20 protein-coding genes are annotated in these 20,598 nt (G+C 66.3%); 8 read left to right on the top strand and 12 right to left on the bottom strand.

Features of this window, described 5'->3' with window-relative positions; genetic code table 11:
- Positions 1-4 precede the first annotated feature (4 nt).
- The 3 genes from H3H36_RS08290 to H3H36_RS08280 all read left to right on the top strand — a co-directional run bounded on the left by H3H36_RS08290 (position 5) and on the right by H3H36_RS08280 (position 4,442).
- Positions 5-1,435, top strand: a complete 1,431-nt coding sequence (locus H3H36_RS08290; RefSeq protein WP_182216148.1) for an MATE family efflux transporter — start codon at positions 5-7, stop codon at positions 1,433-1,435.
- Between the two features lie 109 nt (positions 1,436-1,544).
- Positions 1,545-3,755, top strand: a complete 2,211-nt coding sequence (locus tag H3H36_RS08285; protein WP_182216146.1) for a S9 family peptidase — start codon at positions 1,545-1,547, stop codon at positions 3,753-3,755.
- 192 nt (positions 3,756-3,947) lie between these two features.
- Positions 3,948-4,442, top strand: a complete 495-nt coding sequence (locus tag H3H36_RS08280) for an Hcp family type VI secretion system effector (protein ID WP_182161270.1) — start codon at positions 3,948-3,950, stop codon at positions 4,440-4,442.
- 62 nt (positions 4,443-4,504) lie between these two features.
- Here the strand turns inward: H3H36_RS08280 and H3H36_RS08275 are convergent, their stop codons facing one another.
- From H3H36_RS08275 to H3H36_RS08265, 3 genes are all read right to left on the bottom strand, one after another.
- Complete coding sequence (locus tag H3H36_RS08275) at positions 4,505-4,702, bottom strand: CsbD family protein (RefSeq protein WP_182216144.1); 198 nt, start codon at positions 4,700-4,702, stop codon at positions 4,505-4,507.
- A gap of 118 nt (positions 4,703-4,820) precedes the next feature.
- Positions 4,821-5,462 carry a class I SAM-dependent methyltransferase gene (locus H3H36_RS08270; protein WP_182216142.1) on the bottom strand — a complete coding sequence of 214 codons (642 nt, stop codon included), beginning with the start codon at positions 5,460-5,462 and terminating at the stop codon, positions 4,821-4,823.
- A gap of 66 nt (positions 5,463-5,528) precedes the next feature.
- Complete coding sequence (locus H3H36_RS08265; protein ID WP_182216140.1) at positions 5,529-7,610, bottom strand: M13 family metallopeptidase; 2,082 nt, start codon at positions 7,608-7,610, stop codon at positions 5,529-5,531.
- Positions 7,611-7,857: 247 nt separating this feature from the next.
- On the opposite strand from H3H36_RS08265, the gene H3H36_RS08260 reads away from it, so the two are divergent.
- Positions 7,858-8,685, top strand: a complete 828-nt coding sequence (locus H3H36_RS08260; protein ID WP_182216138.1) for an HDOD domain-containing protein — start codon at positions 7,858-7,860, stop codon at positions 8,683-8,685.
- A gap of 192 nt (positions 8,686-8,877) precedes the next feature.
- On the top strand, positions 8,878-9,162 hold the full coding sequence (locus H3H36_RS08255; protein ID WP_182216136.1) for a flagellar protein FliT: 285 nt from the start codon (positions 8,878-8,880) through the stop codon (positions 9,160-9,162).
- Between the two features lie 426 nt (positions 9,163-9,588).
- On the opposite strand, the gene H3H36_RS08250 is transcribed toward H3H36_RS08255, so the two are convergent.
- The gene (locus tag H3H36_RS08250; RefSeq protein WP_182216134.1) at positions 9,589-10,758 is read right to left on the bottom strand and encodes a type IV pilus assembly protein FimV; all 1,170 of its coding nucleotides are present in this window, start codon (positions 10,756-10,758) and stop codon (positions 9,589-9,591) included.
- A gap of 116 nt (positions 10,759-10,874) precedes the next feature.
- Between H3H36_RS08250 and fumC the strand changes: the two genes are divergently transcribed.
- Positions 10,875-12,272, top strand: a complete 1,398-nt coding sequence (fumC, locus tag H3H36_RS08245) for a class II fumarate hydratase (RefSeq protein ID WP_182216132.1) — start codon at positions 10,875-10,877, stop codon at positions 12,270-12,272.
- A gap of 7 nt (positions 12,273-12,279) precedes the next feature.
- On the opposite strand, the gene H3H36_RS08240 is transcribed toward fumC, so the two are convergent.
- Positions 12,280-13,419 carry a hypothetical protein gene (locus H3H36_RS08240; protein WP_182216130.1) on the bottom strand — a complete coding sequence of 380 codons (1,140 nt, stop codon included), beginning with the start codon at positions 13,417-13,419 and terminating at the stop codon, positions 12,280-12,282.
- Between the two features lie 178 nt (positions 13,420-13,597).
- Here H3H36_RS08240 and H3H36_RS08235 point away from each other — a divergent pair, with 178 nt between their 5' ends.
- A complete protein-coding gene (locus H3H36_RS08235) occupies positions 13,598-13,816 on the top strand; it encodes an RNA-binding S4 domain-containing protein (RefSeq protein ID WP_182216128.1) in 219 nt (72 codons plus the stop codon).
- A gap of 157 nt (positions 13,817-13,973) precedes the next feature.
- Complete coding sequence (locus H3H36_RS08230) at positions 13,974-14,264, top strand: DUF883 domain-containing protein (RefSeq protein ID WP_182216126.1); 291 nt, start codon at positions 13,974-13,976, stop codon at positions 14,262-14,264.
- Positions 14,265-14,289: 25 nt separating this feature from the next.
- On the opposite strand, the gene H3H36_RS08225 is transcribed toward H3H36_RS08230, so the two are convergent.
- The 7 genes from H3H36_RS08225 to H3H36_RS27510 all read right to left on the bottom strand — a co-directional run bounded on the left by H3H36_RS08225 (position 14,290) and on the right by H3H36_RS27510 (position 20,499).
- Complete coding sequence (locus H3H36_RS08225; RefSeq protein WP_311196603.1) at positions 14,290-14,760, bottom strand: DoxX family protein; 471 nt, start codon at positions 14,758-14,760, stop codon at positions 14,290-14,292.
- Between the two features lie 102 nt (positions 14,761-14,862).
- Positions 14,863-16,554: an MNIO family bufferin maturase gene (bufB, locus tag H3H36_RS08220; RefSeq protein WP_182216124.1), complete on the bottom strand. Its 1,692-nt coding sequence runs from the start codon at positions 16,552-16,554 to the stop codon at positions 14,863-14,865.
- Between the two features lie 27 nt (positions 16,555-16,581).
- Positions 16,582-16,857, bottom strand: coding sequence for a BufA1 family periplasmic bufferin-type metallophore (locus tag H3H36_RS08215; RefSeq protein WP_182216122.1), 276 nt, complete (start codon positions 16,855-16,857; stop codon positions 16,582-16,584).
- A gap of 371 nt (positions 16,858-17,228) precedes the next feature.
- The gene (locus H3H36_RS08210; RefSeq protein ID WP_182156023.1) at positions 17,229-17,429 is read right to left on the bottom strand and encodes a YjfB family protein; all 201 of its coding nucleotides are present in this window, start codon (positions 17,427-17,429) and stop codon (positions 17,229-17,231) included.
- Between the two features lie 75 nt (positions 17,430-17,504).
- Positions 17,505-18,041 carry a molybdopterin-guanine dinucleotide biosynthesis protein B gene (mobB, locus tag H3H36_RS08205; RefSeq protein ID WP_182216120.1) on the bottom strand — a complete coding sequence of 179 codons (537 nt, stop codon included), beginning with the start codon at positions 18,039-18,041 and terminating at the stop codon, positions 17,505-17,507.
- Between the two features lie 64 nt (positions 18,042-18,105).
- Positions 18,106-19,551 carry an esterase-like activity of phytase family protein gene (locus H3H36_RS08200; RefSeq protein ID WP_182216118.1) on the bottom strand — a complete coding sequence of 482 codons (1,446 nt, stop codon included), beginning with the start codon at positions 19,549-19,551 and terminating at the stop codon, positions 18,106-18,108.
- A gap of 96 nt (positions 19,552-19,647) precedes the next feature.
- The gene (locus H3H36_RS27510) at positions 19,648-20,499 is read right to left on the bottom strand and encodes a general secretion pathway protein GspB (RefSeq protein ID WP_182216116.1); all 852 of its coding nucleotides are present in this window, start codon (positions 20,497-20,499) and stop codon (positions 19,648-19,650) included.
- Positions 20,500-20,598 lie beyond the last annotated feature (99 nt).

Genomic DNA, 20,598 nt, shown 5'->3' with positions numbered 1-20,598 from the left:
ATCCATGTCCTATTCCTTCACCTTACCCAATATGCGTGCCGAAGCGGCGGCCCTGTGGCGCCTGGCCTGGCCCGTACTGGTCGGGCAACTGGCGTCGGTGGGCATGGGGGTGGCCGACGTGGCCATGACGGGCCATGCCAGCGCCGATGAACTGGCCGCCGTGTCGCTGGGCGCGTCCGTGTGGTCGATCGTGATCGTCACGGTGATGGGCATCATGATGGCCATTAACAGCATCGTGGCGCACGACGTGGGCGGCGATGAGCTGGGCAAGATTCCGCACGCCGTGCGCCAGTCGCTGTGGATGGGGCTGGGCGTGGGCGTGCTGGCGGCCGCGCTGGCCAACCTGGCCACGCTGCTGTTCGACCACCTGTACCTGACGCCGCACGTGCAGGCGCAGGCGTCGCGCTTCGTGCACGTGATCAGCATCGGCCTGCCCGCGTTCGCCGCCTACCGCGCGCTGTACGGCTACAGCGCCAGCATCAACCACACCAAGCCGGTGATGGTGATCGCCATCCTGGGGCTGTGCTTCAACGTGGTGGTCAACTGGCTGCTCATCTTCGGCAAGCTGGGCTTCCCGGCGCTGGGCGGGGTGGGCTGCGCCGTGTCCACGGGACTGTGCATGTGGCTGATGCTGGGCACCATGCTGCTGTGGATGCGCTTCGCGCCCGCCTACCGCGCCACCTATCCGTTCACCCACTGGGAATGGCCGCACTGGCCGGAGATCCGCTACATGCTGCGGCTCGGCCTGCCGATCGGCATCACCCATTTCGCCGAAGTGAGCGTGTTCGGTTCCGTCAGCCTGCTGATCGCGCGCTACGGCGTGGTGCAAGTGTCGGCCCACCAGATCGCGCTCAATTTCGCCTCGCTCGTGTTCATGGTGCCGCTCAGTTTCGGCATCGGCCTGATCACGCGCGTGGGGCAGGCCATGGGTGAAGGCAATCCCGAACGGGCCCGCTTCGCGGCTTGGGTGGGGGTGGCCATGTCGCTCTCGTTCGCCATCGTGTCGGCCCTGTTCATCCTGGTGTTCCGCCAGCAGATCGCGCAAGCCTACACCTCCGATCCGGCCGTGCAGCAACTGTGCGCCCACCTGCTGCTGTACGCGGCCCTGTTCCAGCTGTCCGACGCGACCCAGGTGGCCACCTCGTGCGCCATTCGCGGCTACAAGGTGACGCGCCCGCCCATGCAGATCCAGCTGTTGTCGTTCTGGGGCTTCGCGCTGCCGCTGGGCTACGTGCTGGGCATGGCCCCGGCCGGGCTGCCATGGGCGCCGGCCGCGCCGATGGCGGCCGATGGATTCTGGATCGGCCTGGTGGTGGGCCTGACCATCGCGGCCGTGCTGCTGAGCTGGTCGCTGGAGCGGCTGTCGCTGCAGCGCGTGCGCCAGGCGCTGCGCACGGCGGCCGTCAGCGCCGCCGGCCGCGAAGCGCTGCACTGACGGCAATCCGGGCGGGCGGCCGAGCGCCAGCCGGCCCAGGGCCGGCCGCTCGCTATCACCGCCGTACTCTGGTATCGTCTTGCGCTAAGCAAATCACCATGAGACTCCGATGCGTTTTATCCTGTGCTTCCTCGCCGCCCTCGCAGCCGTGCCGGCCACCGCCGAACAGCTGACGCTGGACCGCATCCACGCCGATCCGGCGTTGAGCGGGCCTGGCGTGCGCAACCTGAAAGTGTCGCCCGACGGCGCCCGTGTCACCTTCCTGCGCGGCCGCGCCGACAACCAGTTCCAGCTCGACCTGTGGGAATACAACCTGAAGGACAAGAGCGCCCACCGCCTGGTCGATTCCAAGCTTCTCGTGCCCGAGGAAGACCTGTCAGCCGCCGAAAAGGCCCGCCGCGAGCGCGAGCGCGTGGCCAGCCTGAAAGGCATCCTCAACTACAGCTGGTCACCCGACGGCAAGCAGTTGCTGGTCCCCATCGCCGGCAACCTGTACCTGATTGACGTCAGCCAGCCGGACCAGGCGCGCCTGGTCGCCTCCGGCAATGTGTTCGATCCCAAGATTTCCCCGCGCGGGCGCTACGTCTCCTTCGTGCGCGACCAGAACCTGTTCGTCATCGAGCTGGCCACCGGCAAGGAACACCAGCTGACCACGGACGGCGGTGGCACCATCCACAATGGCGAAGCGGAATTCGTGGCACAGGAGGAAATGGGCCAGACCACCGGCTACTACTGGGCGCCCGACGACAGCGCCATCGCCTACAAGCGCTATGACGAGTCGCCCGTGCCGGTAGCGCGCCGCTTCGAAATCTTCGCCGACCGCACCGACGTGGTCGAGCAGCGCTATCCGGCCGCCGGCGATCCCAACGTGCAGGTGCAGTTGCGCATCGTGTCGCCCGCCACGGGCGAACAGCGCAAGGTGGACCTGGGCCCCAACCCGGACATCTACCTGGTGCGCGCCGACTGGAGCGCCAGCGCCAGGGCGCTGCTGTTCCAGCGCCAGAGCCGCGACCAGAAAACGCTGGAGCTGGTGTCGGTGGACATGGCCACGCTGGCCCAGCGCGTGCTGGTGACGGAGACTTCGCCCACCTGGGTCGGCATCCACGACGACTTGCGCTTCCTGGCCAACGACGCCGGTTTCATCTGGTCGTCCGAACGCAGCGGCCGCAACCACCTGTACCTGTACGACATGGACGGCAAGCTGCTGCACCCGATTTCCAGCGGCAACTGGGGCATCGACAACCTGCTGGCCGTGGATGAAAAAGCGGGCAAGGTCTATGTGTCCTCCAACCGCGACGCCGTGATCGACCGCCAGACCTACGCGCTGGCCCTGGACGGCAGCACGGCCGACCACCCGCAGCGCATCACCCAGGCCGACGGCTGGCACGATGCCGCGTTCGCCCGCAACGGCGAAGTGTTCGTCGACACCTGGTCGGACCCGGACACGCCGCCGCAAGTGAGCATCCGCCATCCGGACGGCAGCATGGTGGCGTGGCTGGAACACAATGAGCTGAACGCCCAGCATCCCTACGCGCGCTACAAGAACGCCCACCTGCACACGGAATACGGCACGCTCAAGGCCAAGGATGGCCAGACGCTGTACTACTCGCTGCTCAAGCCGGCCAACTTCAACCCGTTCAAGAAATACCCGGTGTTCCTGTCCACCTACGGCGGCCCGCATGCGCAGCACGTGGCGCGCAAGTGGGGCAACCTGTTCGACCAGTACATGGCGCAGCAAGGCTTCGTCGTGTTCCGGCTCGATAACCGCGGCTCGTTCCGGCGCGAGCGCGCGTTCACGGACGCCATCTACCGCCAGCTGGGCAAGGTGGAAGTGGAAGACCAGCTGACAGGCATCGCCTGGCTGGGCCAGCAAAGCTATGTGGACGCCAGGCGCATCGGCGTGTTCGGCTGGAGCTACGGCGGCTTCATGACGCTGCGCCTGCTGGCGGCGGCGTCGGACAAGATCGCGCTGGGCGTGTCGGTGGCGCCCGTGACGGACTGGTCGCTCTACGACACCCACTACACGGAACAGTTCATGAGCACGCCCAAGGACAACGCGGACGGCTACCGCAACAGCGGCGTGTACGCCCACCTGGACGGCCTGAAATCGCCGCTGCTGCTGATGCACGGCATGGCCGACGATAACGTGCTGTTCACCAACACCACGCGCATGATCGACGCGCTGGTCAACCGCAACGTCCACTTCGAGCTGATGACCTATCCGGGCGGCAAGCACGGCATGTCCAGCCGCACCCAGCAGCGCCACGTGTACGGCAACATCGAAGCATTCTTCAAGAAGCACCTGCTGAGCGGCAAATAAGCCGCCCTGCCCTGCCCCGTCCGGCCAGCCCTGTTCTGGCCGGACGGCGCTCCCCTCCCCGTCTCCCGCCCCGTCTGGGCTAGCGCCTCAGACATGCAATTTGATAGTCCACAAATGCCATTTTATTAATCCCGTGAATAATGCGGACTGCGGGACGATTCCGCCCCGCCTTGTTCATTGTCTGGAGGAATTATGGCTATCGACGTATATCTGCACATAGACGGCATCCGTGGCGAATCGGCGGACGACCGCCACAAGGACTGGATCGAATGCAAGTCCGTGAACTGGGCCGTGACCCAGCCCAAGTCGGCTACGGCCTCGACCGGCGGCGGCCACACGGCCGAGCGCTGCGAGCACCAGGACATCGTGCTGTCCAAGCTGGCCGACCTGTCCTCGCCCGTGCTGCTGCAAACCTGCGCGTCCGGCAAGACCATCCCGAAAGCGAAGTTCGAGTTCATGCGCGCCGACGGCCAGGGCGAGCGCGTCAAGTACTACGAGATCGAGCTGGAAAACGTGCTGATCGGCGCCGTCACCCCCAGCGTGGAAGAGGGCGACATCCTGGGCGAGAGCGTGGCGCTCAAGTTCTCCAAGGTCAAGTGGCGCTACATGCAGCAAAAGATCAGCGGCGGCGCCGGCGGCAACACGGCCGGCGGCTGGGACCTGTCGACCAACCGCATCGCCGCCTGAACGGTTCATCCTGATGTGCAAACAGCCGCAAGCGCGGCTGTTTCTTCCTGCGTGGACCAACTTTACTGGCGGTTGCCGCGATTTTTCATCATGTCTTCCGCCGCCTCGCGGGCATCGCCCATCGTTTTTTCCAGCTTGCCTTCGGACTGCTTGTTCAAGCCCTTGACCTGCTGCTGGGTACTGCCGACCAGCTTGCCGGCTTCTTCCTGGATCTTGCCACCGATTTCCTTGGCTTTCCCTTTGACCTGGTCCTTGTTCATCGCGCACTCCTTGGTTGTGAATGAGAGCGAAACGCACGTGTCCGTGTATTCGCGGTCCCCATGCTATGCCCGCCAACCGCGCCACTCCGTGCGCTGGCGTACAGAAACGGGCAATTCCTCAGGATGCCGGTTTGCGCCACACGCTGGCCAGCCACGGCTGCTGCGCGCGCGGCAGGCCGGGCGGACGGTAGTAGTGCTCGACGGCGAGAAAGCCAGCCGCCGTCAGTTGCCGTTCCCAGGTCGGGTAATCGTAGTAGCTGCCATAGCGGGGGCCGTTCCAGCCTTCCTCGTTGTGGCCGCGCGGGTTGGAACTGAACAGTACGCCGCCGGGTTTGAGCGCGTCGTGCAGGGTGCGCAGCACGGACGGCAAGGCCGCGCTCGGCACATGGAACAAGGAGGCGTTGGCATACACGCCATCAAAATAGCCAGCCGGCAGATCGAGCGCGAGGAAGTCCTGATGCCACACGGTGCAGCCGCTCCACGCGCGCGCCATCTCGGTGAAGCGGGGACAGCCATCAATGCCGATGGCTTCATGGCCCAGCTCGGTAAAAGTCTTGAGGTCACGTCCCGGCCCGCAGCCCAGGTCGAGGATGCGCAACGGCGCGGGAGCGGCGATGGCGCGCAACAGCGCAGCGATATTCTGGCTGACGTCGTGATCTATGGTGCCGGCGAAGAACTGCTCGGCCGTGCGTTCGTAGTGCTGCAGCGTGCGCTGCGTGATCTGCTCCAGTTGCGCGCGCTGCCCTGCTTCGTTCTCCATGCCGTCCCCATCGAGGCGGGCGCCACACCGCGTGGCGCCCCGCCCTGCTACTTTACCAGACCGGAGTTACCAAACCCGTACCCGCTGTTCCGGCGCCAGGTACAGCGTCTGGCCCGGCTGCACGTTGAAGGCCTTGTACCACGCGTCCATATTGCGCACGGTGGCCGTGCGCCACTTGTCGGGCGCGTGGCCATCGGTCAGGATGGCGCGGCGCAAGGCGGCGTCGCGCGCCTTCTCGCGCCAGCTCATCGCATAGCCGGTGAAGAACTGCCGGTCGGCGTCGGCCACGGGCGCCTTGCCGGCCATGGAGGCGAGGTAGGCGTCGTGGGCCGCCGCCAGGCCGGCCAGGTCGGCCAGGTTTTCGCTCAGCGTCTGCTGGCCGTTGATGGCCAGGTCGGGGAATGGCTTGTAGGCCGAGTACTGGGCCGCCAGCGCCGCCGAGGCTTGCTTGAAGTGGGCGCCGTCGGCCGCCGTCCACCAGTCGCGCAGCAAGCCCCTGGAATCGAACTGGGCGCCCTGGTCGTCGAAGCTGTGGCTGATCTCGTGGCCGATGGTGGCGCCGATGCCGCCGTAGTTCATGGCGTCGCTGGCGTTCGGGTCGAAGTATGGCGGTTGCAGGATGGCGGCCGGGAAGTTGATCGCATTTTGCATCGGCATGTTGACGGCATTCACCAGCTGGGCCGGCATGCACCACTCGGCGCGGTCCACCGGCTGCTTGAGCTTGGCCAACTGGCGCTGCGTTTCCGCCAGTTCGGCGCGCTGCAGGTTACCCAGCGCATCGCCGGGCACCACTTGCAGCGCGTCATAGCTGGCCCATTTTTCCGGGTAGCCCACGCCCACGTACAGGCTCTTGAGCTTGGCGTGCGCTTCCTGCTTGGTGGCGGGCGCCATCCAGTCGAGCTGGTCGATGCGGGCGTGGAAGGCGTCCACGATCTGGACCACCATCTGCTGCAGGCGCTGCTTGGATTCGGGCGGGAAATACTTGGCCACGTAGATCTTGCCCAGCGCATCGGGCATGGCCGCGTTGACGGCGGCCAGGCTGCGCTTCCAGCGCACGGCTTGCTGCGGCGTGCCGTTCAGGGTACGGCCGTAGAAATCGAAATGCTGGTCGGCCAGGGCCTTGGGCAGCGCACTGTGCGCGTGGTTGATGCGGTGGAAGGCGAGGAAGTCCTTCCACGTTGCCAGCGGCATGGCCTGCACCAGCCTGGCCGCGCCGATGATGGCGCTTGGATGCCAGACGATGAACTTGTGCTGGCCAGCCAGGCCCGCGCTCTGGAAATACGCCTTCCAGTCCATGCCCGGCGCCTTGCGCCCGAAATCGGCCGCCTGCCACAGGTTATTGGCTTTCAGGACGTCGGCCGAATCCTCGCGGTTGGCATGCGACTGGGCGATCTTGCGTTCCAGGTCGAACACGCGGGCCGCACGGGCGTCCGCATCGTCCATGCCGGCCAGGCGGAAGGTGGCGGCGATATGGGCCAGGTATTTGCCGCGCAGGGCCACCATCGAGGGCGTGTCATCCAGGTAATAGGCGCGGTCTGGCATGCCCAGGCCGCCCTGCAGCAGGTAAGGCGTGTAGTGGGTGGCGTCCGTCAAGCCCTGGGCCACCCACAGGCCGAACAGGTTTTCGGTGAAGAAGTTGGTGGCGTTGAGCGGATCGACGTCGGCCCGCAGCGTGGCGCCCAGCGCGCGCGTCAGGGCGGCCTTGTCCTTGATCGCGGCGATGTCCTTGAGCTGGGCTTGCAACGGCGCCAGGCCGCGCGCCTCGATGCCTGCCTCATCCATGAAGGTGTTGTAGTAGGCCACGATCTTCTTCGCCTCGGCGTTGGCGGCCGGGTCGGCGGCCAGGCCCTCGATCAGCTTGACGATGCGGGCATTGGTGTCCTCCACCAGTGCCGCGCCCACGCCCCAGCTGCTGCGGTCGGCCGGAATCTCGACCGACTTGAGCCATGCGCCATTGACGTAATCGAAGAAGTCGTCGCCGGGCAGCGTGGCGGCGGGGGCGTTGGCGTTGGCCGCGATGGCGGCCACGGGTGCCGTATCGTCCGGCGCCGCGTGGGCGGGGGCCAGCGCGAACGTGGCGCCGCACAGGGCCAGGCTGAGAGCGGTCCTGCGGGCGGTGCGCCGCAGCGGTCGGGAATGAGCTTGCATGGTTGTCCTTTTATAGTGGATCTGGATGAAGGATTGGCGTGATGGGCCAGCGTGCACTGTAGCGCCAACTCCGTGCGCCCACGCGCACGATGCGACGAACTGCAGGATCACCGGCATGGATGGTAAAAATGCACCGCCTGATGCCATCGGCAGAAAAGATACGCCAGAGCATCAAAATGTCTTTTTTGATCGCTGGAATCGCTATATAGTTCACTGGTAGCAACGCGAAACCAACGAGGAGAAGAAAATGAAGCTTGATGCCCTGTTCCAGAATCCGACTGCGTTGCCCACCGCGCCCAAGGTCGTGGAAGAGCTGATCAGCAGTTTTGACAAAGCCAGCGTATCGACCGAAGAGATCGCGAAAAAACTGTCCACGGATCCTGTTCTGAGCGCCAAGCTGCTGCGTCTGGCCAACTCGGCCTACTACCACGTGTCGCGCAGCATCGGCACGGTGGAGGACGCGGTGCTGATGCTGGGCTTTGTCACCGTGCGCACGCTGGTCATCAGCTCCGGCCTGGTGAGCGGATTCAAGACCGTGCCGGGCCTGGACCTCAAACAATTCTGGCGCTACAGCCTGCACACGGCCGTCTCGGCCAAATGGATCGCCAAGCAGACCGGCGAGAACACCGACCTCGCCTTCACCATCGGCATGATGCACGCCATCGGCCAGCTGGTGATCCACTCGGCCATGCCGGAGCAGGCGCTGGCACTGGACAAGGTGGCCGGTCCGATGGACGCACGCCGTCTCGACGCGGAACAGGCCTCGCTGGGCTACACCTTCGCCGACGTGGGCGCGGAACTGGCGCGCCGCTGGAAATTCCCGACCACGTTCTCGGAAACCATCAGCGCCTTCGCCGCCCCGCTCAGCCACACCCCGCCCAACCGCCTGGCCGCCGTGGTGCACCTGGCCGCCTGGCGCGCGCGCGTCGAGCAGAACAAGCTGAGCGAGGATGAAATCGCCGCCTGCTACCCGACCGAGATGGCCGACGCCCTCGGCCTGGACGATGGCGACCTGATCGACAAGATGCCGCCGCCCGAAGAACTGAGCGCCGGCCTGGAAGAACTGATCAAGTAATCGAATTTGCAAGATTGCATGCGGCCGCCGCCCATTTTTTGGGCAGGCGGCCGTTTTTCATGGCGCCGGGCCCCCGCTTTTGAAAATATTTTCGATTTTTCGCAAAATATTTTCAAAAAACCCTAAAGTTCTTCCCGCAGCTGACGTTACCCCAGACAAGCGGTAGTCTTTTTCCACTTTTCAGGGCGCGCCATGACCTCCTCCGAAGTCCTCTCGATGTACGAAAATATTGCCGGACTGAGCAACCAGATGGTGGCCGCCGCCCGCGTCAGCGACTGGGACAGCCTGACCCGCCTGGAACACCAGTGCGCCATCGCCGCTCGCCCCGCCGCCAGCGACATGCCGGCCCTGAGCGGCGCCCCGCGCCAGCGCAAGATCGACCTGCTCAAGCAAATCCTGGCCAACGACCGCGCCATCCGCGACGTGACGGAACCATGGATGAACCAGATGCCTGGCATGAGCGCGCCACGCCAGTAAGCATTCCTGCCTGAATCAAAAAAATGCGCCTGCGGGCGCTTTTTTATTACCCCAAAGCAAAATCGGGGACGTAACACCATTTTCCCAGCGAGCAAAATGGTGTTACGTCCCCGATTTTTCTATGCTGCATGAAAAAGCCCGGCGGCGCGGTGGGCGCGGGCCGGGCTCGTTCGGGAATGGGTGGAGAGCGAACACCAGGTATCTCCTGGCGTCGCCCCGCTTCCGGTTGCCTCCGGAGTCCGCGCACACATTGCCGGCGCGCAGACCGCTTCCAGGCCAAGTCGTTTCATCAACGCTCATTCTGAATGCGCGCCACACTATCGTTGGTGACTGCGCCAGATCATGGCCTGTTTATTCGTAGTATTGAAACTACGGGTTTAGTATAGCTCAGTTCGCCAACGCATGCATAGCCCGCGCCGACTTTCGCTATTGGGCTTGATCTAAAGCATCTTTTTCTGGCTGCGCCGCTTCGGCGGCGCTGTCTGCGCCCTGCTTGCGGCGCCAGCCTTGCCAGATTTTCAGCGGCGTGCGCGCGGCCCCACCCTGCTTGCGGCGGCGCAGCCAGTAATAGCCGCCACCGGCCAGCGCCAATAACAAGGCGCCACCGACCGCCAGCATCGTCACATCCGGCCCGGTTTCCGCCGGCGGCTCCTTCTTGAACTTGAGCTTGCTTGAGGCGGGACGGCTGGCGCCCGCCCGGGGCGGCACATGGGCGCGCAAGGGCTTGCTGTCGGACGCGGGTTTGCTGTCGGACGCGGCTTTGTTGTCCAGTGCACTCTGCAATACTTTGACCTTGTCTTCCAGCGCCACCAGTTTTTCCGTCAACGCGGCGCTGCGGCGATCGAGCAGCACGCACTCCCGGGCGCTGGGGCGGCTGGACTGCGGTGCGCAGGCGGCCTCGGACTGGCCGTGGGCCGCCGGCGGCACGGCTGGCGTTCGGCGCCGGGCAGTGGCTGCCATCGCCGCAACGCCACGCGTGTCCGCCACGTCGCCATCGGCCGCCTCGGCCGCAGTGGCATGATATGGCGCGCGCACGGCTGCGGCGGCCGCCGGACGGGCGGCACGTGCCCTGGCCGCCCGCAACGCCGCTTCGGCCGCCGCCTCCAACTCAGCGGACGATGCCCCGGCCGGCTGCGCGGCGGGCGTGGCCATCACCGGCGCCGGCGGCGGCGCGGGATGGGGATCGGGCTGCAGCCACAGCGTGGCGGCGCGCACGTCGTAGTGTCCCGGCACACCGAGCTCGAGGAACAGGTGGACGTAGTTGGCGTCGATCGCCTTGAGCGTGGTGATGTGCAGGAACTGGCGCTGGTCGCGCCGCACCACGGACAGGTGGACGGTAGCCAGCGCCGGGTTCATGGTGATGCTGGCGCCCTGGTAGACATCGACCGGCGCCAGCCGTACCTGCAAGCCAGCCACCTCGTCCGGCGTGAGCGACACCAGCTCGATATCGGCCGCCAGTTGCTGGCCGATGAAGGAGCGCACGCTCGCCTCGCCCAGTTCGGCCGCGTGCACGGCCGGCGCCAGCGACGCCGCACAGGCCAGCGCGCACAGGGTGGAAACGAGTCGGAGTTTGCGCTGCATGTTCAAGTCGGTCATGGCCTATGCTGGAGTGTAATGACTATAACGGCTGAATTTCGCCGATTTGTAGCCCTGCATCAATTTTCACATTCCACGCTACACTTTTGCCATCACGTCCGAACGGAGCGCAGACCATGAGCAGCCGAACCGAATATGACAGTTTTGGTCCCATCGCAGTGCCGGCCGGGCAGCTATGGGGCGCCCAGACCCAGCGCTCGCTGGAACATTTCCGCATTTCCAGCGAACGCATGCCGCCCGAACTGATCGCGGCGCTGGCCAGCGTCAAGCGCGCCGCCGCCCGCGTCAACGTGGCGCTGGGCCAGCTCGAGCCGGCCAAGGCCAATGCCATCGTGGCCGCCGCCGACGAAGTGCTGGCCGGCCGCCACAATACCGAATTTCCGCTGGCCGTGTGGCAGACGGGTTCGGGCACGCAGACCAATATGAACATGAACGAAGTGCTGGCCAACCGCGGTTCGGAACTGATGGGCGGCGAGCGCGGCGAACGGCGCCTGCTGCATCCGAACGACGACGTGAACCGGGGCCAGTCGTCAAACGACATCTTCCCCACCGCCATCCACGTGGCGGCGGCCCAGGCGCTGGACCACGCCGTCCAGCCGGCCCTGCGCCAGTTGCGCGCCACGCTGCTCGCCAAGGCCATCGCGTTCGACGGCATCGTCAAGATCGGCCGCACCCACTTGCAGGACGCCACCCCGCTGACGCTGGGCCAGGAATTTTCCGGCTACGTGGCCCAGCTCGACCATGCGGCGCACGCCATCGCCGCCACGGTGCCCGGCCTGCTGCAACTGGCGGCCGGCGGCACGGCCGTGGGCACGGGCCTGAACGCCCATCCCGAGTACGCGGTGCGCATCGCGGCCGAACTGGAACAGGTGCTGGGCTTGCCGTTCCGCACGGCCGACAACAAATTCGCCGCGCTGGCCGGCCACGAGGCGCTGGTGGCGGCCCATGGCGCGCTCAAGACGCTGGCCACGGCGCTGATGAAAATCGCCAACGACGTACGCTGGATGGCGTCCGGCCCCCGCTCCGGCCTGGGCGAGATCACCATACCGGAAAACGAGCCGGGCAGCTCCATCATGCCGGGCAAGGTCAATCCCACCCAATGCGAGGCCGTCACCATGCTGTGCTGCCAGGTGTTCGGCAACGACGTGGCGATCACGCTCGGCGGCGCATCGGGTAATTTTGAGCTGAATGTGTACAAGCCGCTGCTGGCGCACAATTTCCTGCAAAGCGCGCGCCTGCTGGCCGACGGCATGGCCAGCTTCGAGCAGCATTGCGCGCGCGGCATCGAACCCAACCGGCCCCGCATCGCCGAGCTGATGGAACGCTCCCTGATGCTGGTGACGGCGCTGGCGCCCCACATCGGCTACGACCGCGCGGCGCAGATCGCCAAGCAAGCGCAGCATGAAGGCACGACGCTCAGGCAAGCCGCGCTGGCCCTGGGCTACGTGACGGCCGAGCAGTTCGACCAGTGGATCGTGCCGCTGGACATGACCCGCCCGGGCGCCACCGGATAACGATGCACTAGAAGCCGCGCACGTAGCGCACGCCCAGCATCCAGTCCGGCTTGGCCGTCGCATCGTGGCCGGGGTTGACGCGCCACATCATGGCGCCGGTCACCCGGCCTTGGCGCGCATCGGGCCCCACGCCCGTGCTGTAGGTCATCTCGAGGTCGCGCTCGGTGGCCGTCGGATGCAGGTTCAGCGGCTGGGTGACGTCGCCCAGCGCGCCCGTCAGCGGCGATTGCAGGGCCGGCCCGCCCAGCGCCAGCGCGCCCGAGCGCACCTTGGCCGGCATCGAGAACGTCAGGCCGAAACGGTCATCCGTGCGCCACAGTTGCTTGGCCGAATAGCCGAAGCTGTAGGCCACGGTGCGCACTTCCGACACTTGCGCCAGCAAGCTGTCCGTCGCCCCCAGCCCGGCCGTGCGCCCGGACGAAGCCATCGCCACCAGCGAACTGGACGGCGACAACGCGTAGCCCACCGACAGCGACGTGAACGTGGTGGTGGGGTTGGTACTGAACGCCAGCGCCTGCACCAGCTGGCTGCCCAGCATGGAACCATTCTCGCGCAGCACGCCCACGCTGACGATGCCCACGGCCCGCCCCATCTTCTGTTCGAATTCGGCGCTGCTGAGGAAACGCTTGCTGCGGTCGTTGATGGCTTGCCCGAATGGATCGGCCAGCACGACGCCCTGCCCCGACAGCGCCCCGAAACGCAGCCGCCCGCCATCGCCGGCCACGATGCTGACGCCGGCATGGCTGGCGTCGCGCACCATGCCGTAGTACGGCGCGTTGAAGCGGTCGATGGCGGCGATTTCCAATGGCGTCAGGCCGGACGCCTCCAGGCCGAAGAAGCGGCCGCTCATGCCGCCCGCCCCGACACCGACCACGGTGCCGCGCGCGTCGCGCCGCGCCGCGGCCAGGGCGCTGCCGTCGCCGAGGTAACTCAGCGACAAACCATTGCCCTGGCGCTCCAGCATGGCCGCCTGGCGGTCCATGGTGGCGAACCACTGCGCCGACATGCCCCACAGCGGCGGCGGTGACAGCGTGGCATGGTCGTTATCGGATGGGGGAAAATGGGACGACTCTGGTCCGGCGGCCCACACCGGCCCACAGGCCAGCGATATGGTGGCGAACGAGACGGCGCGCGCGAACGGTTTCATGATACTTCTCGCTGACGGGCACTGCGCGATGCAGTTAATTCAGCATAGCAATCAATTTTCCCGCAAGCAATATAAAAACATCATCAGCGGTAGGGTAAACTACGGCCCCGTCAAATTGACGCTAAACTAGCCGGTGGCACAGCACACCCGCTAGTCACTATCGTAACAGAGGATCAAAATGCAGAAGGTTAGTTTCGAATTGAACGGTGAGTTCGTTGAGTTGAACCAGTTGTTGAAACTGGTGGGCCTGTGCGACAGCGGCGGCGCCGGCAAAATCATGGTGGCCAGCGGCGCCGTCAAGGTGGATGGCAAGCAGGAGTTGCGCAAGACGGCCAAGATCCGCGCCGGCCAGCGCGTCAAGGTGGGCGATATCGAAATCAACGTGCTCGCCGCTTGATGTCACCACGGATTTTGCTCTTGCGTTTGAGCAATAACCTCCTAAGCTGATAGCATGGCCGGGCAGGTTTGCTCCGGCGCATACCGCCGCGGCGTCCGGTCGCCAGACTGGACTGCACCGCCGGGCGGCCAGATCAACCGACCACAAGGGGAACGCCATGGACGGCCCTGAGCACAACATGCAGACCCAGGAAAGGCTGATCGGCGACCTGCGGCAAGTGATCGAGAACGCGGAAGAACTGCTGAAGAACACGGACCAGTACGACAGCGCCCTGTACCAGAACGCCAGGGCCAGGCTGGCCCAGGCGCTGCATACGGCCACGGAAGAACTGAGCCGTTTCGAGGATGCGCAATTGCTGCGCATGATAGCGGCCACCAATGCGGCCAGCGCCGCGCAAGGCGACGCGACGGGCGAGGCGCGGGTGCTGCGCGCGTTCCACACGCGCTGACCCCGGCCCGCGCCGGGACCCCGTCCTACTTGCCGGCGCGCTTTTCCTCGATCACTTCATCGACCGAGAAGCGGCCCGGCCCGAACGCGGCCAGCACCAGCAGCAGCAAGCCCCAGTACAGGTGATCATTGAGCGCGGCCGGGCAGTCGTAGCTGAACAGCACCGGGTAGGAAATCACGGCCATCACATTCACGGCCAGCAAGCCCAGCGCCGCCTGGCGCGTGAACAGGCCGGCGAACAGCAGCACGGGAAACAGCAGCTCGCCGCCCGCGCCCATCCAGGCCGCCAGTTCGGGCGGCAGCACCGGCACCTTGTATTCATCGTGAAACAGCGCCAGCGTGGTGGCCCAGTCGCCCACCTTGATCATGCCGGCCTTGAAGAACTGGCTGCCCACATAGAAGCGCAAGGCCAGGTTCAGCAGGGAGCCGCCCCACTCCGTCAGGTTGGCGTCGAAGCGGGAGAATTGCTGGTGCAGCCCAAGTATCATTTTCATCATGTTGTTCTCGTTCATTGATAAAGAGAGGGACAACCTCGCTGGTGGCGAGGCGGGTACTGCTGTTGCGCTTGCTGTAAGTGTTACATTGAATGGACGTGAAAATCAACCTCCCGTATCGACAATCAAACGCTGTTCCAGCCACAGGCCCAACTGGCCGCCGATATCGAAGTCCTCATCCAGCGCGAACGCGGCATCGAGCGCCGCGCCGAACGTGGCGCCAGCCGCCAGCTGCGCCAGCGCCGCGTGCGCGGCCGGGCAAAGCGGCAGCAGCCGCACCTGCCATTGCGGGCGCAGCACGATGGCGTGGCTGGGCTGCGCCATCGCGGCCGGGAAATCCTGTTCCGCGCCGGGCTGATGCGCCAGCCACAGCGGCACCACGGCCCACGATGACGCGTGCAGGCTGCAGGCCGGATGCAGCCGCATCGTGCATTGTTCCAGCCGCGCCGGCGCGATCGCCGCCAATTGCCCGGCGCTGACGGCCTCGGCGTCCGGTGCGTAGTGGGCGCGGTGCATGGCCCATTCCAGCCGCGCCATGTCCGGCAAATAGGGCAATGGCGCCGCAGGGGGAAAGCTGGCGAGGAACGTGGCGAAGTGTGCCCCGAAGCGATTCAGGTCGGCGTTGTCAGACGGATGGGCCAGGCCGTAGGCCCGGCTCAGGCCGCCGAAGAATTCCGCGCCGACCAGCTGGCGGATCACGGGGTAGGCGTTGGCCAGGGTCTTGTCCCAGGTCGCCGTCAGGTTGCCCCGGTATAAGCCGAAACGGCGGCCATCCTGTCCCGCCCGGAAGCGCGCTTGCACCGCCGCTTCCTCGGCCGGATCGAACAGCGCGGCGGCAAATTCGTGCTGGGTGTGCGCAAACACGGGGAGCGCCGGGGCGTCAGCCGCCACCTCCGCGGCTGGCGCGATCGGCCTGGCCGGCGCCGCGCGCGCGGCGCAGATGGCGGGCGCAGCGGGCGCCAGGCGGTTGGCCAGCGCGCGCGCCTTGTCCGCCTCGCCCAGCAATACGTCCAACGCGGGCAGGTCGGTGTCCCATTCAATCAGCGTGGGCACGCGGCCGAAGCGGCGCAGCGCCGCCTCGTACAGGCGCCACACCGGCTCGGCCACCGTGTCGCCATGGTGGTCGATCACGGCCAGCGGCGTGACCAGGTGCCCGGCCAGGTGGATCTCGCCCACCGTGCCCGGTGCAATGGCGGCCATGGCCTGCAACGCATCCTCACCGTGGTTACACTGATTAACGTATAAATTGTTTATATCAAGGAGCAAGCCACACCCCGTGCGCGCGGCCAGCGCGGCCAGGAACGCTGTCTCGCTCATGGCGTCGGCCTCGAAGCGCACATAGGTCGACACGTTTTCCAGCAGGATCTGGCGCTGCAGCTTGTCCTGCACCCGCTGCACGCGCGCGCACAGCAGGTCCAGCGCAGCCTGGTCCAGCGTGACCGGCAGCAGGTCGTTAAGCTGGCGGCCGGCCACGGCGCCCCAGCACAAGTGCTCGGACACCAGCGCCGGTTCGACGCGCCGCACCAGGCTGGCCACGCGCTCCAGGTGGTCGCTGGAAAAGCCGCGCGCCGACCCCAGGCCCAGACCCACGCCATGCAGGCTGAGCGGATAATCGCGCCGCAATTGCGACAGCACGTGCCAGTCCCAGCCCGCCTGGTCGAGATAGTTCTCCGTGTGCACCTCCAGCCAGCCGATGGCCGGCCGCTGCGCAAGGAACTGGCGGTAGTGCGGCGCCCGCAAGCCCACCCCCACGTCCAGCGGGGCCGTGGCAGCCGCGTGAGGCCGGGCAGTGGACATGGACGCGCTCGCTGACGTCAACCTCGATTACTTGGCCGGCGCCGTGGTCTTGCCGCCCATTTTCTCGCACGTGCCCTTGGCCACGTATTTCCAGTCAGCGGCGCCGTTATCGACCTTGGCCTGGCCGGCGCAGGAGTGGGCGCCGTTGGCGGCGGCGCAATCGTTCTGGCCAGCCTTGGCGATGCCGAAGCACTTTTCTTTTTCGCCGGCGGCCGGTGCGGACGCGGCGGCGCTGCTGGCCGTGCTGGCGGTGGCGCATACGGTGGCGAGGGCGGCGGCGATCAGGGCTTGACGTTTGTTCATGGTAAGTCTCCTTGCAGGAAAAGATAACGGGAAAAATTCAAGTGTGTGATGCGACGGCTATCGTCTGCATCTGGACGGTAGTCGCCTCACCGGGCGCGAACCTTACACGCTTATGTATTTTTTATTTTATTGCGACAGGGATGCTCCCCCACGCAAGCCTGGGCGATTTTACGCAGAAAGCGGGAAAAGCATAGCGTAATCCCATACGGAAAACGAAATAAAGTCGTCAGCCGGGGTAACGCAGCGTGCGCAGGAAACCGGGCGCCGCGGTGCAGAAAAGCGGGGAAACGGGCGGGAAAATGACGATGGGGCCGCGCACGGCCCCACCACGCGCCCGCGGGGGCGCGGCAAACGACGGCGGCGACGACCGCTCAGGCCGTGGTGTTGATCGTGTTGCCCAGGTGCGAAGGCAGATTCGGCGTGGATGGCACGGGGGGAATCGCTTCGATCAGGGCAGCGGCGCTGGAGGCCTGGATGTCCTGGGCTTTTTTCAACACGGCAACGCCGACGGCCTGCTTGGTGCCGGTGTCCGCGATCGTGGTTGATGCTTGAGCAATACCTGTGACGTCCATGTGAGTCTCCAATAAGGCGTATCACCTTCTTTTACGGACACTCCGCGCGGAACTTTAGCCCCGCCGCACAAATATTTAGCAGCCCGTGTGGCGGCGCAGCCAGGCCAGTACGGTGGCCGGCTGGGTCAGGTCCAGCCAGGCGAGGCCGGGGCGCAAGCCGTCCGGCGCCGGGACGTCCGATGCCACGGCGATCACGTGCCCGTCGTCCGGATACAAGGGGGCGTTGCCGGAGGCTGGCCGGAAGACTTCCAGCTTGGCGATGGGATAGGACTTGAATCCTTCGACCAGGGTCAGGTCGGCCGGCGACAGGCGCGCCAGTTGCGCGTCCAGCGCCGGCTCCGGTGCGCCGCGCAGTTCGCGCACGATGGCGTAACGGTAAGGCGAAGCCACCAGCACTTCGGCCGCGCCGGCGCGGCGCAGGCGGGCGCTGTCCTTGTGGGGCGGCTCCAGCTCCAGGTCGTGGTGGCTGTGCTTGATGACGTTGACCTTCAGCCCGGCAACAGCCAGTTGTGACACCAGCCATTCCAGCAAGGTCGTCTTGCCGCTGCCGGAACGCCCCACCACCCCCAGCACCTTGTGCGTCAGCGCCAGCCCAACCGAATCGCCCTGCATAGTTACCTTGCTCCGCCTTGTTGTCGTGCCGCCATTATACGCACGGCGGCCGCGACGGCGGGGCTCACACCTCCTTGCGGAATACCTCGTTGCGCTGGCGGCGGCCCACCAGGCAGATCATGCCCACGCCAGCCAGCAACATGCCGTAGCCGGGCGATTCGGGCACCGGCGACAGGGCCTGCGCCGTGTAGCTGGCGCCAACGCGGGCCAGGTCGGCGTCCGTCACGCCGAACACGAAGAACTTGTTGTCGCCGCTGTCGGCGCTGAAGTCGTTGTCGTTGGCCACGTACAGGGTGTGGGTCAGCACGCCGCCGCGCAGGATGTCGGCGCCGAACGCCAGCCCCTCGATCTTGGACGGAATCTGTTTGGCGTTATAGCCGTTAGCCACCAGCACAGGCACCAGGTCCAGGAACAGCTGCTTGTTCAGCGAGGGCGTGCCGGCGTTGATCGCGGCCAGGCCGCTCACGTCCGTGGCGCCGGCCAGGTCCACCATGTACAACTGCTTGTTGACGGCCTTGCTGCCGTCGCCCAGGCCCTTGCCGTCGCGCTCGTCGACGAGGAACTGGTGGTCGTTCAGGGCCACGATCTCGCTCACGCCGGTGCCGGTGCTGAGCTGGTAGGCATACTCGTGGGTGGCCTTGGTGGCGATGTCGATGGTGACGATGCGCAGCGTGCCCTTGGCGTCCTGCTCCAGGTTGGCCTGCATGGCGCCCACCAGCGTCTTGCCGTCGGGCGTGATGGCCAGCCCTTCCATGCCCTTGTTGGCGATGCGGCCGCTGCTGTTGCCGGCGATCTCGGCGTCGCCGCTGGACGACAGGCGGGACGCGGCCAAATTGCCCGGCAGCGCGAAACTGCCGGTGCGCTGGCCCGTGGCGCGGTCGAACTGATACACATAGGGGCCGTATTCGTCGGACACGAACACGCTCTTGCCGTCACGCGACACGCGCACGGCTTCCGGATCGAGGCGGCCGTTGTTGGGGTTGGCGCTGCCTTGCGACGGATCGAAGTTGTCAGAGCGGCCCGTGAAGTAGTAATGGCCGGTACTGTTGAGCGAGGGCGTGCCGCTGCCCAGCGTGTAGCCGCTGCCCGTACCGAGCGCGCCGCTGCCGTAGCTGAGCGGCGTGGCGCTCGACAGCAAGGTCGTCGCGCTCAGCGTGGGCGTGAGCGTGTAGGCCAGGCCGGGGCCGGCGTTGGCCGTCAGCACCATGTTGATGGTCTGGAAGCGGTTGATGTAGGACGTGGTGTTGTCCACCAGCGGGTTGTAGACGCTGGCGTTGGGGCCACGGTCCGGCGTGGCGATGAAGGTATTGCCACCGGCATAAGCCAGCCCGGAACCGAGGCCGCCCAGCAGATTGCCGGCCACGCCGTTTTCCAGCGGCCCGGCCGTGGCCGTCGACAGGTCGAACGCCAGCCCGCTCAGGCTGCCCACGGCGATCAGTTCCACGGCATGGGCGCGCGGCATGTAAAACGCGGCGGCGATCAGCAGCGGCATCAGCTTCAGGTGCTTCATGATATCTCCGGCATAGTTGACTATGCGGTAAAAATATCATTGAGACATGACGCAATGATGACATAACAATCACATTGCCAGCCGCCAGGGATGGGATCAGTACGGCACGCGGTAGCGGTAACCCTTGAAGGTGAACACGGCCGCCTTGGGCAGCAGCTTGTCGAGCACGAGGCCGGGCGCCACCTCCTCCCCCTCGTGGCGCAACACCTTGTCGATCAGCAGCAGGCGGTCGGCCGGGTTGCGCGAGTACATATAGCCGCCCAGCGTGATGGGCGGGATGGCGCGCTGTATCGGTTCAGGCAAATCGCGCACGTTCTGCACCGCCTCGTCCTGCGCGGCAGGCGCGGACGCCGCGGCCACCGCGCCGGCCGCTGGTTCGGACGGTGCCGGCTTGGCAGCCACGTCCGGCGCTCCCGCATGGTGGCGCGGCAGCGCTTCGCCGGCCAGGGCGGACGCGGGCGCCGCCACGCGCGCCGGCGCCGTGCGCTGCGGCGCGGCGACTGACAAGCCAGGGCCCGGCGACGCGGCGACGGCTTGGGCGGGGACAGGCAGGGACGCTTGCGCAGCAGGCGCTGACGCCGGTGCCGGGGATGGTTGCGCCGGCGCCACAGCCATGGGAGCGACGGAGGTCACGACGGCCGTTGGTGCCGGCGCCACGGGCCCAGGAGCAGGGGCCGGCGCAGCCATGGCCGTTTGCGCCACCGCCACGTTCGCCCGCGGCGACGCGGGCGCGCCACCGGCAGCCGCCTGCGGCGCCGGTCGCCACACCAGCGCCAGCAAGCCGGCCGTCACCAGTCCCAGGGCGGCCAGCGCCAGTACCAGCGGCTTGTTGCGCAGCCCTGCCCCGCTGGCCGGCGCGGCGCCGATGGCGGGCGCATGGATGGTGGGCAGGTCGCCCAGCTGGCGTTCCGCCTGCGCCTTCTTCAATGCTTCCAGGATGTAGGACATGTGTGATCGGCTGGTCCGGCCGGCCCGAGGTGAGTGGTCGATCCCGCGATTGTACGGCCTGCCGCCCCGAATTTCATCCCGACGCAGACATTACATCAT

The sequence above is a fragment of the Rugamonas fusca genome, assembly GCF_014042365.1.
GTDB lineage: Bacteria > Pseudomonadota > Gammaproteobacteria > Burkholderiales > Burkholderiaceae_D > Rugamonas > Rugamonas fusca.
This window is presented reverse-complemented; position numbering and strand designations above follow the sequence as displayed.

Coding starts and splice junctions, on each gene's coding strand:
- H3H36_RS08290 (WP_182216148.1), top strand. CDS start 5: ATGTCCTATTCCTTCACCTTACCCAATATGCGTGCCGAAGCGGCGGCC.
- H3H36_RS08285 (WP_182216146.1), top strand. CDS start 1,545: ATGCGTTTTATCCTGTGCTTCCTCGCCGCCCTCGCAGCCGTGCCGGCC.
- H3H36_RS08280 (WP_182161270.1), top strand. CDS start 3,948: ATGGCTATCGACGTATATCTGCACATAGACGGCATCCGTGGCGAATCG.
- H3H36_RS08275 (WP_182216144.1), bottom strand. CDS start 4,702: ATGAACAAGGACCAGGTCAAAGGGAAAGCCAAGGAAATCGGTGGCAAG.
- H3H36_RS08270 (WP_182216142.1), bottom strand. CDS start 5,462: ATGGAGAACGAAGCAGGGCAGCGCGCGCAACTGGAGCAGATCACGCAG.
- H3H36_RS08265 (WP_182216140.1), bottom strand. CDS start 7,610: ATGCAAGCTCATTCCCGACCGCTGCGGCGCACCGCCCGCAGGACCGCT.
- H3H36_RS08260 (WP_182216138.1), top strand. CDS start 7,858: ATGAAGCTTGATGCCCTGTTCCAGAATCCGACTGCGTTGCCCACCGCG.
- H3H36_RS08255 (WP_182216136.1), top strand. CDS start 8,878: ATGACCTCCTCCGAAGTCCTCTCGATGTACGAAAATATTGCCGGACTG.
- H3H36_RS08250 (WP_182216134.1), bottom strand. CDS start 10,758: ATGACCGACTTGAACATGCAGCGCAAACTCCGACTCGTTTCCACCCTG.
- fumC (WP_182216132.1), top strand. CDS start 10,875: ATGAGCAGCCGAACCGAATATGACAGTTTTGGTCCCATCGCAGTGCCG.
- H3H36_RS08240 (WP_182216130.1), bottom strand. CDS start 13,419: ATGAAACCGTTCGCGCGCGCCGTCTCGTTCGCCACCATATCGCTGGCC.
- H3H36_RS08235 (WP_182216128.1), top strand. CDS start 13,598: ATGCAGAAGGTTAGTTTCGAATTGAACGGTGAGTTCGTTGAGTTGAAC.
- H3H36_RS08230 (WP_182216126.1), top strand. CDS start 13,974: ATGGACGGCCCTGAGCACAACATGCAGACCCAGGAAAGGCTGATCGGC.
- H3H36_RS08225 (WP_311196603.1), bottom strand. CDS start 14,760: ATGATGAAAATGATACTTGGGCTGCACCAGCAATTCTCCCGCTTCGAC.
- bufB (WP_182216124.1), bottom strand. CDS start 16,554: ATGTCCACTGCCCGGCCTCACGCGGCTGCCACGGCCCCGCTGGACGTG.
- H3H36_RS08215 (WP_182216122.1), bottom strand. CDS start 16,857: ATGAACAAACGTCAAGCCCTGATCGCCGCCGCCCTCGCCACCGTATGC.
- H3H36_RS08210 (WP_182156023.1), bottom strand. CDS start 17,429: ATGGACGTCACAGGTATTGCTCAAGCATCAACCACGATCGCGGACACC.
- mobB (WP_182216120.1), bottom strand. CDS start 18,041: ATGCAGGGCGATTCGGTTGGGCTGGCGCTGACGCACAAGGTGCTGGGG.
- H3H36_RS08200 (WP_182216118.1), bottom strand. CDS start 19,551: ATGAAGCACCTGAAGCTGATGCCGCTGCTGATCGCCGCCGCGTTTTAC.
- H3H36_RS27510 (WP_182216116.1), bottom strand. CDS start 20,499: ATGTCCTACATCCTGGAAGCATTGAAGAAGGCGCAGGCGGAACGCCAG.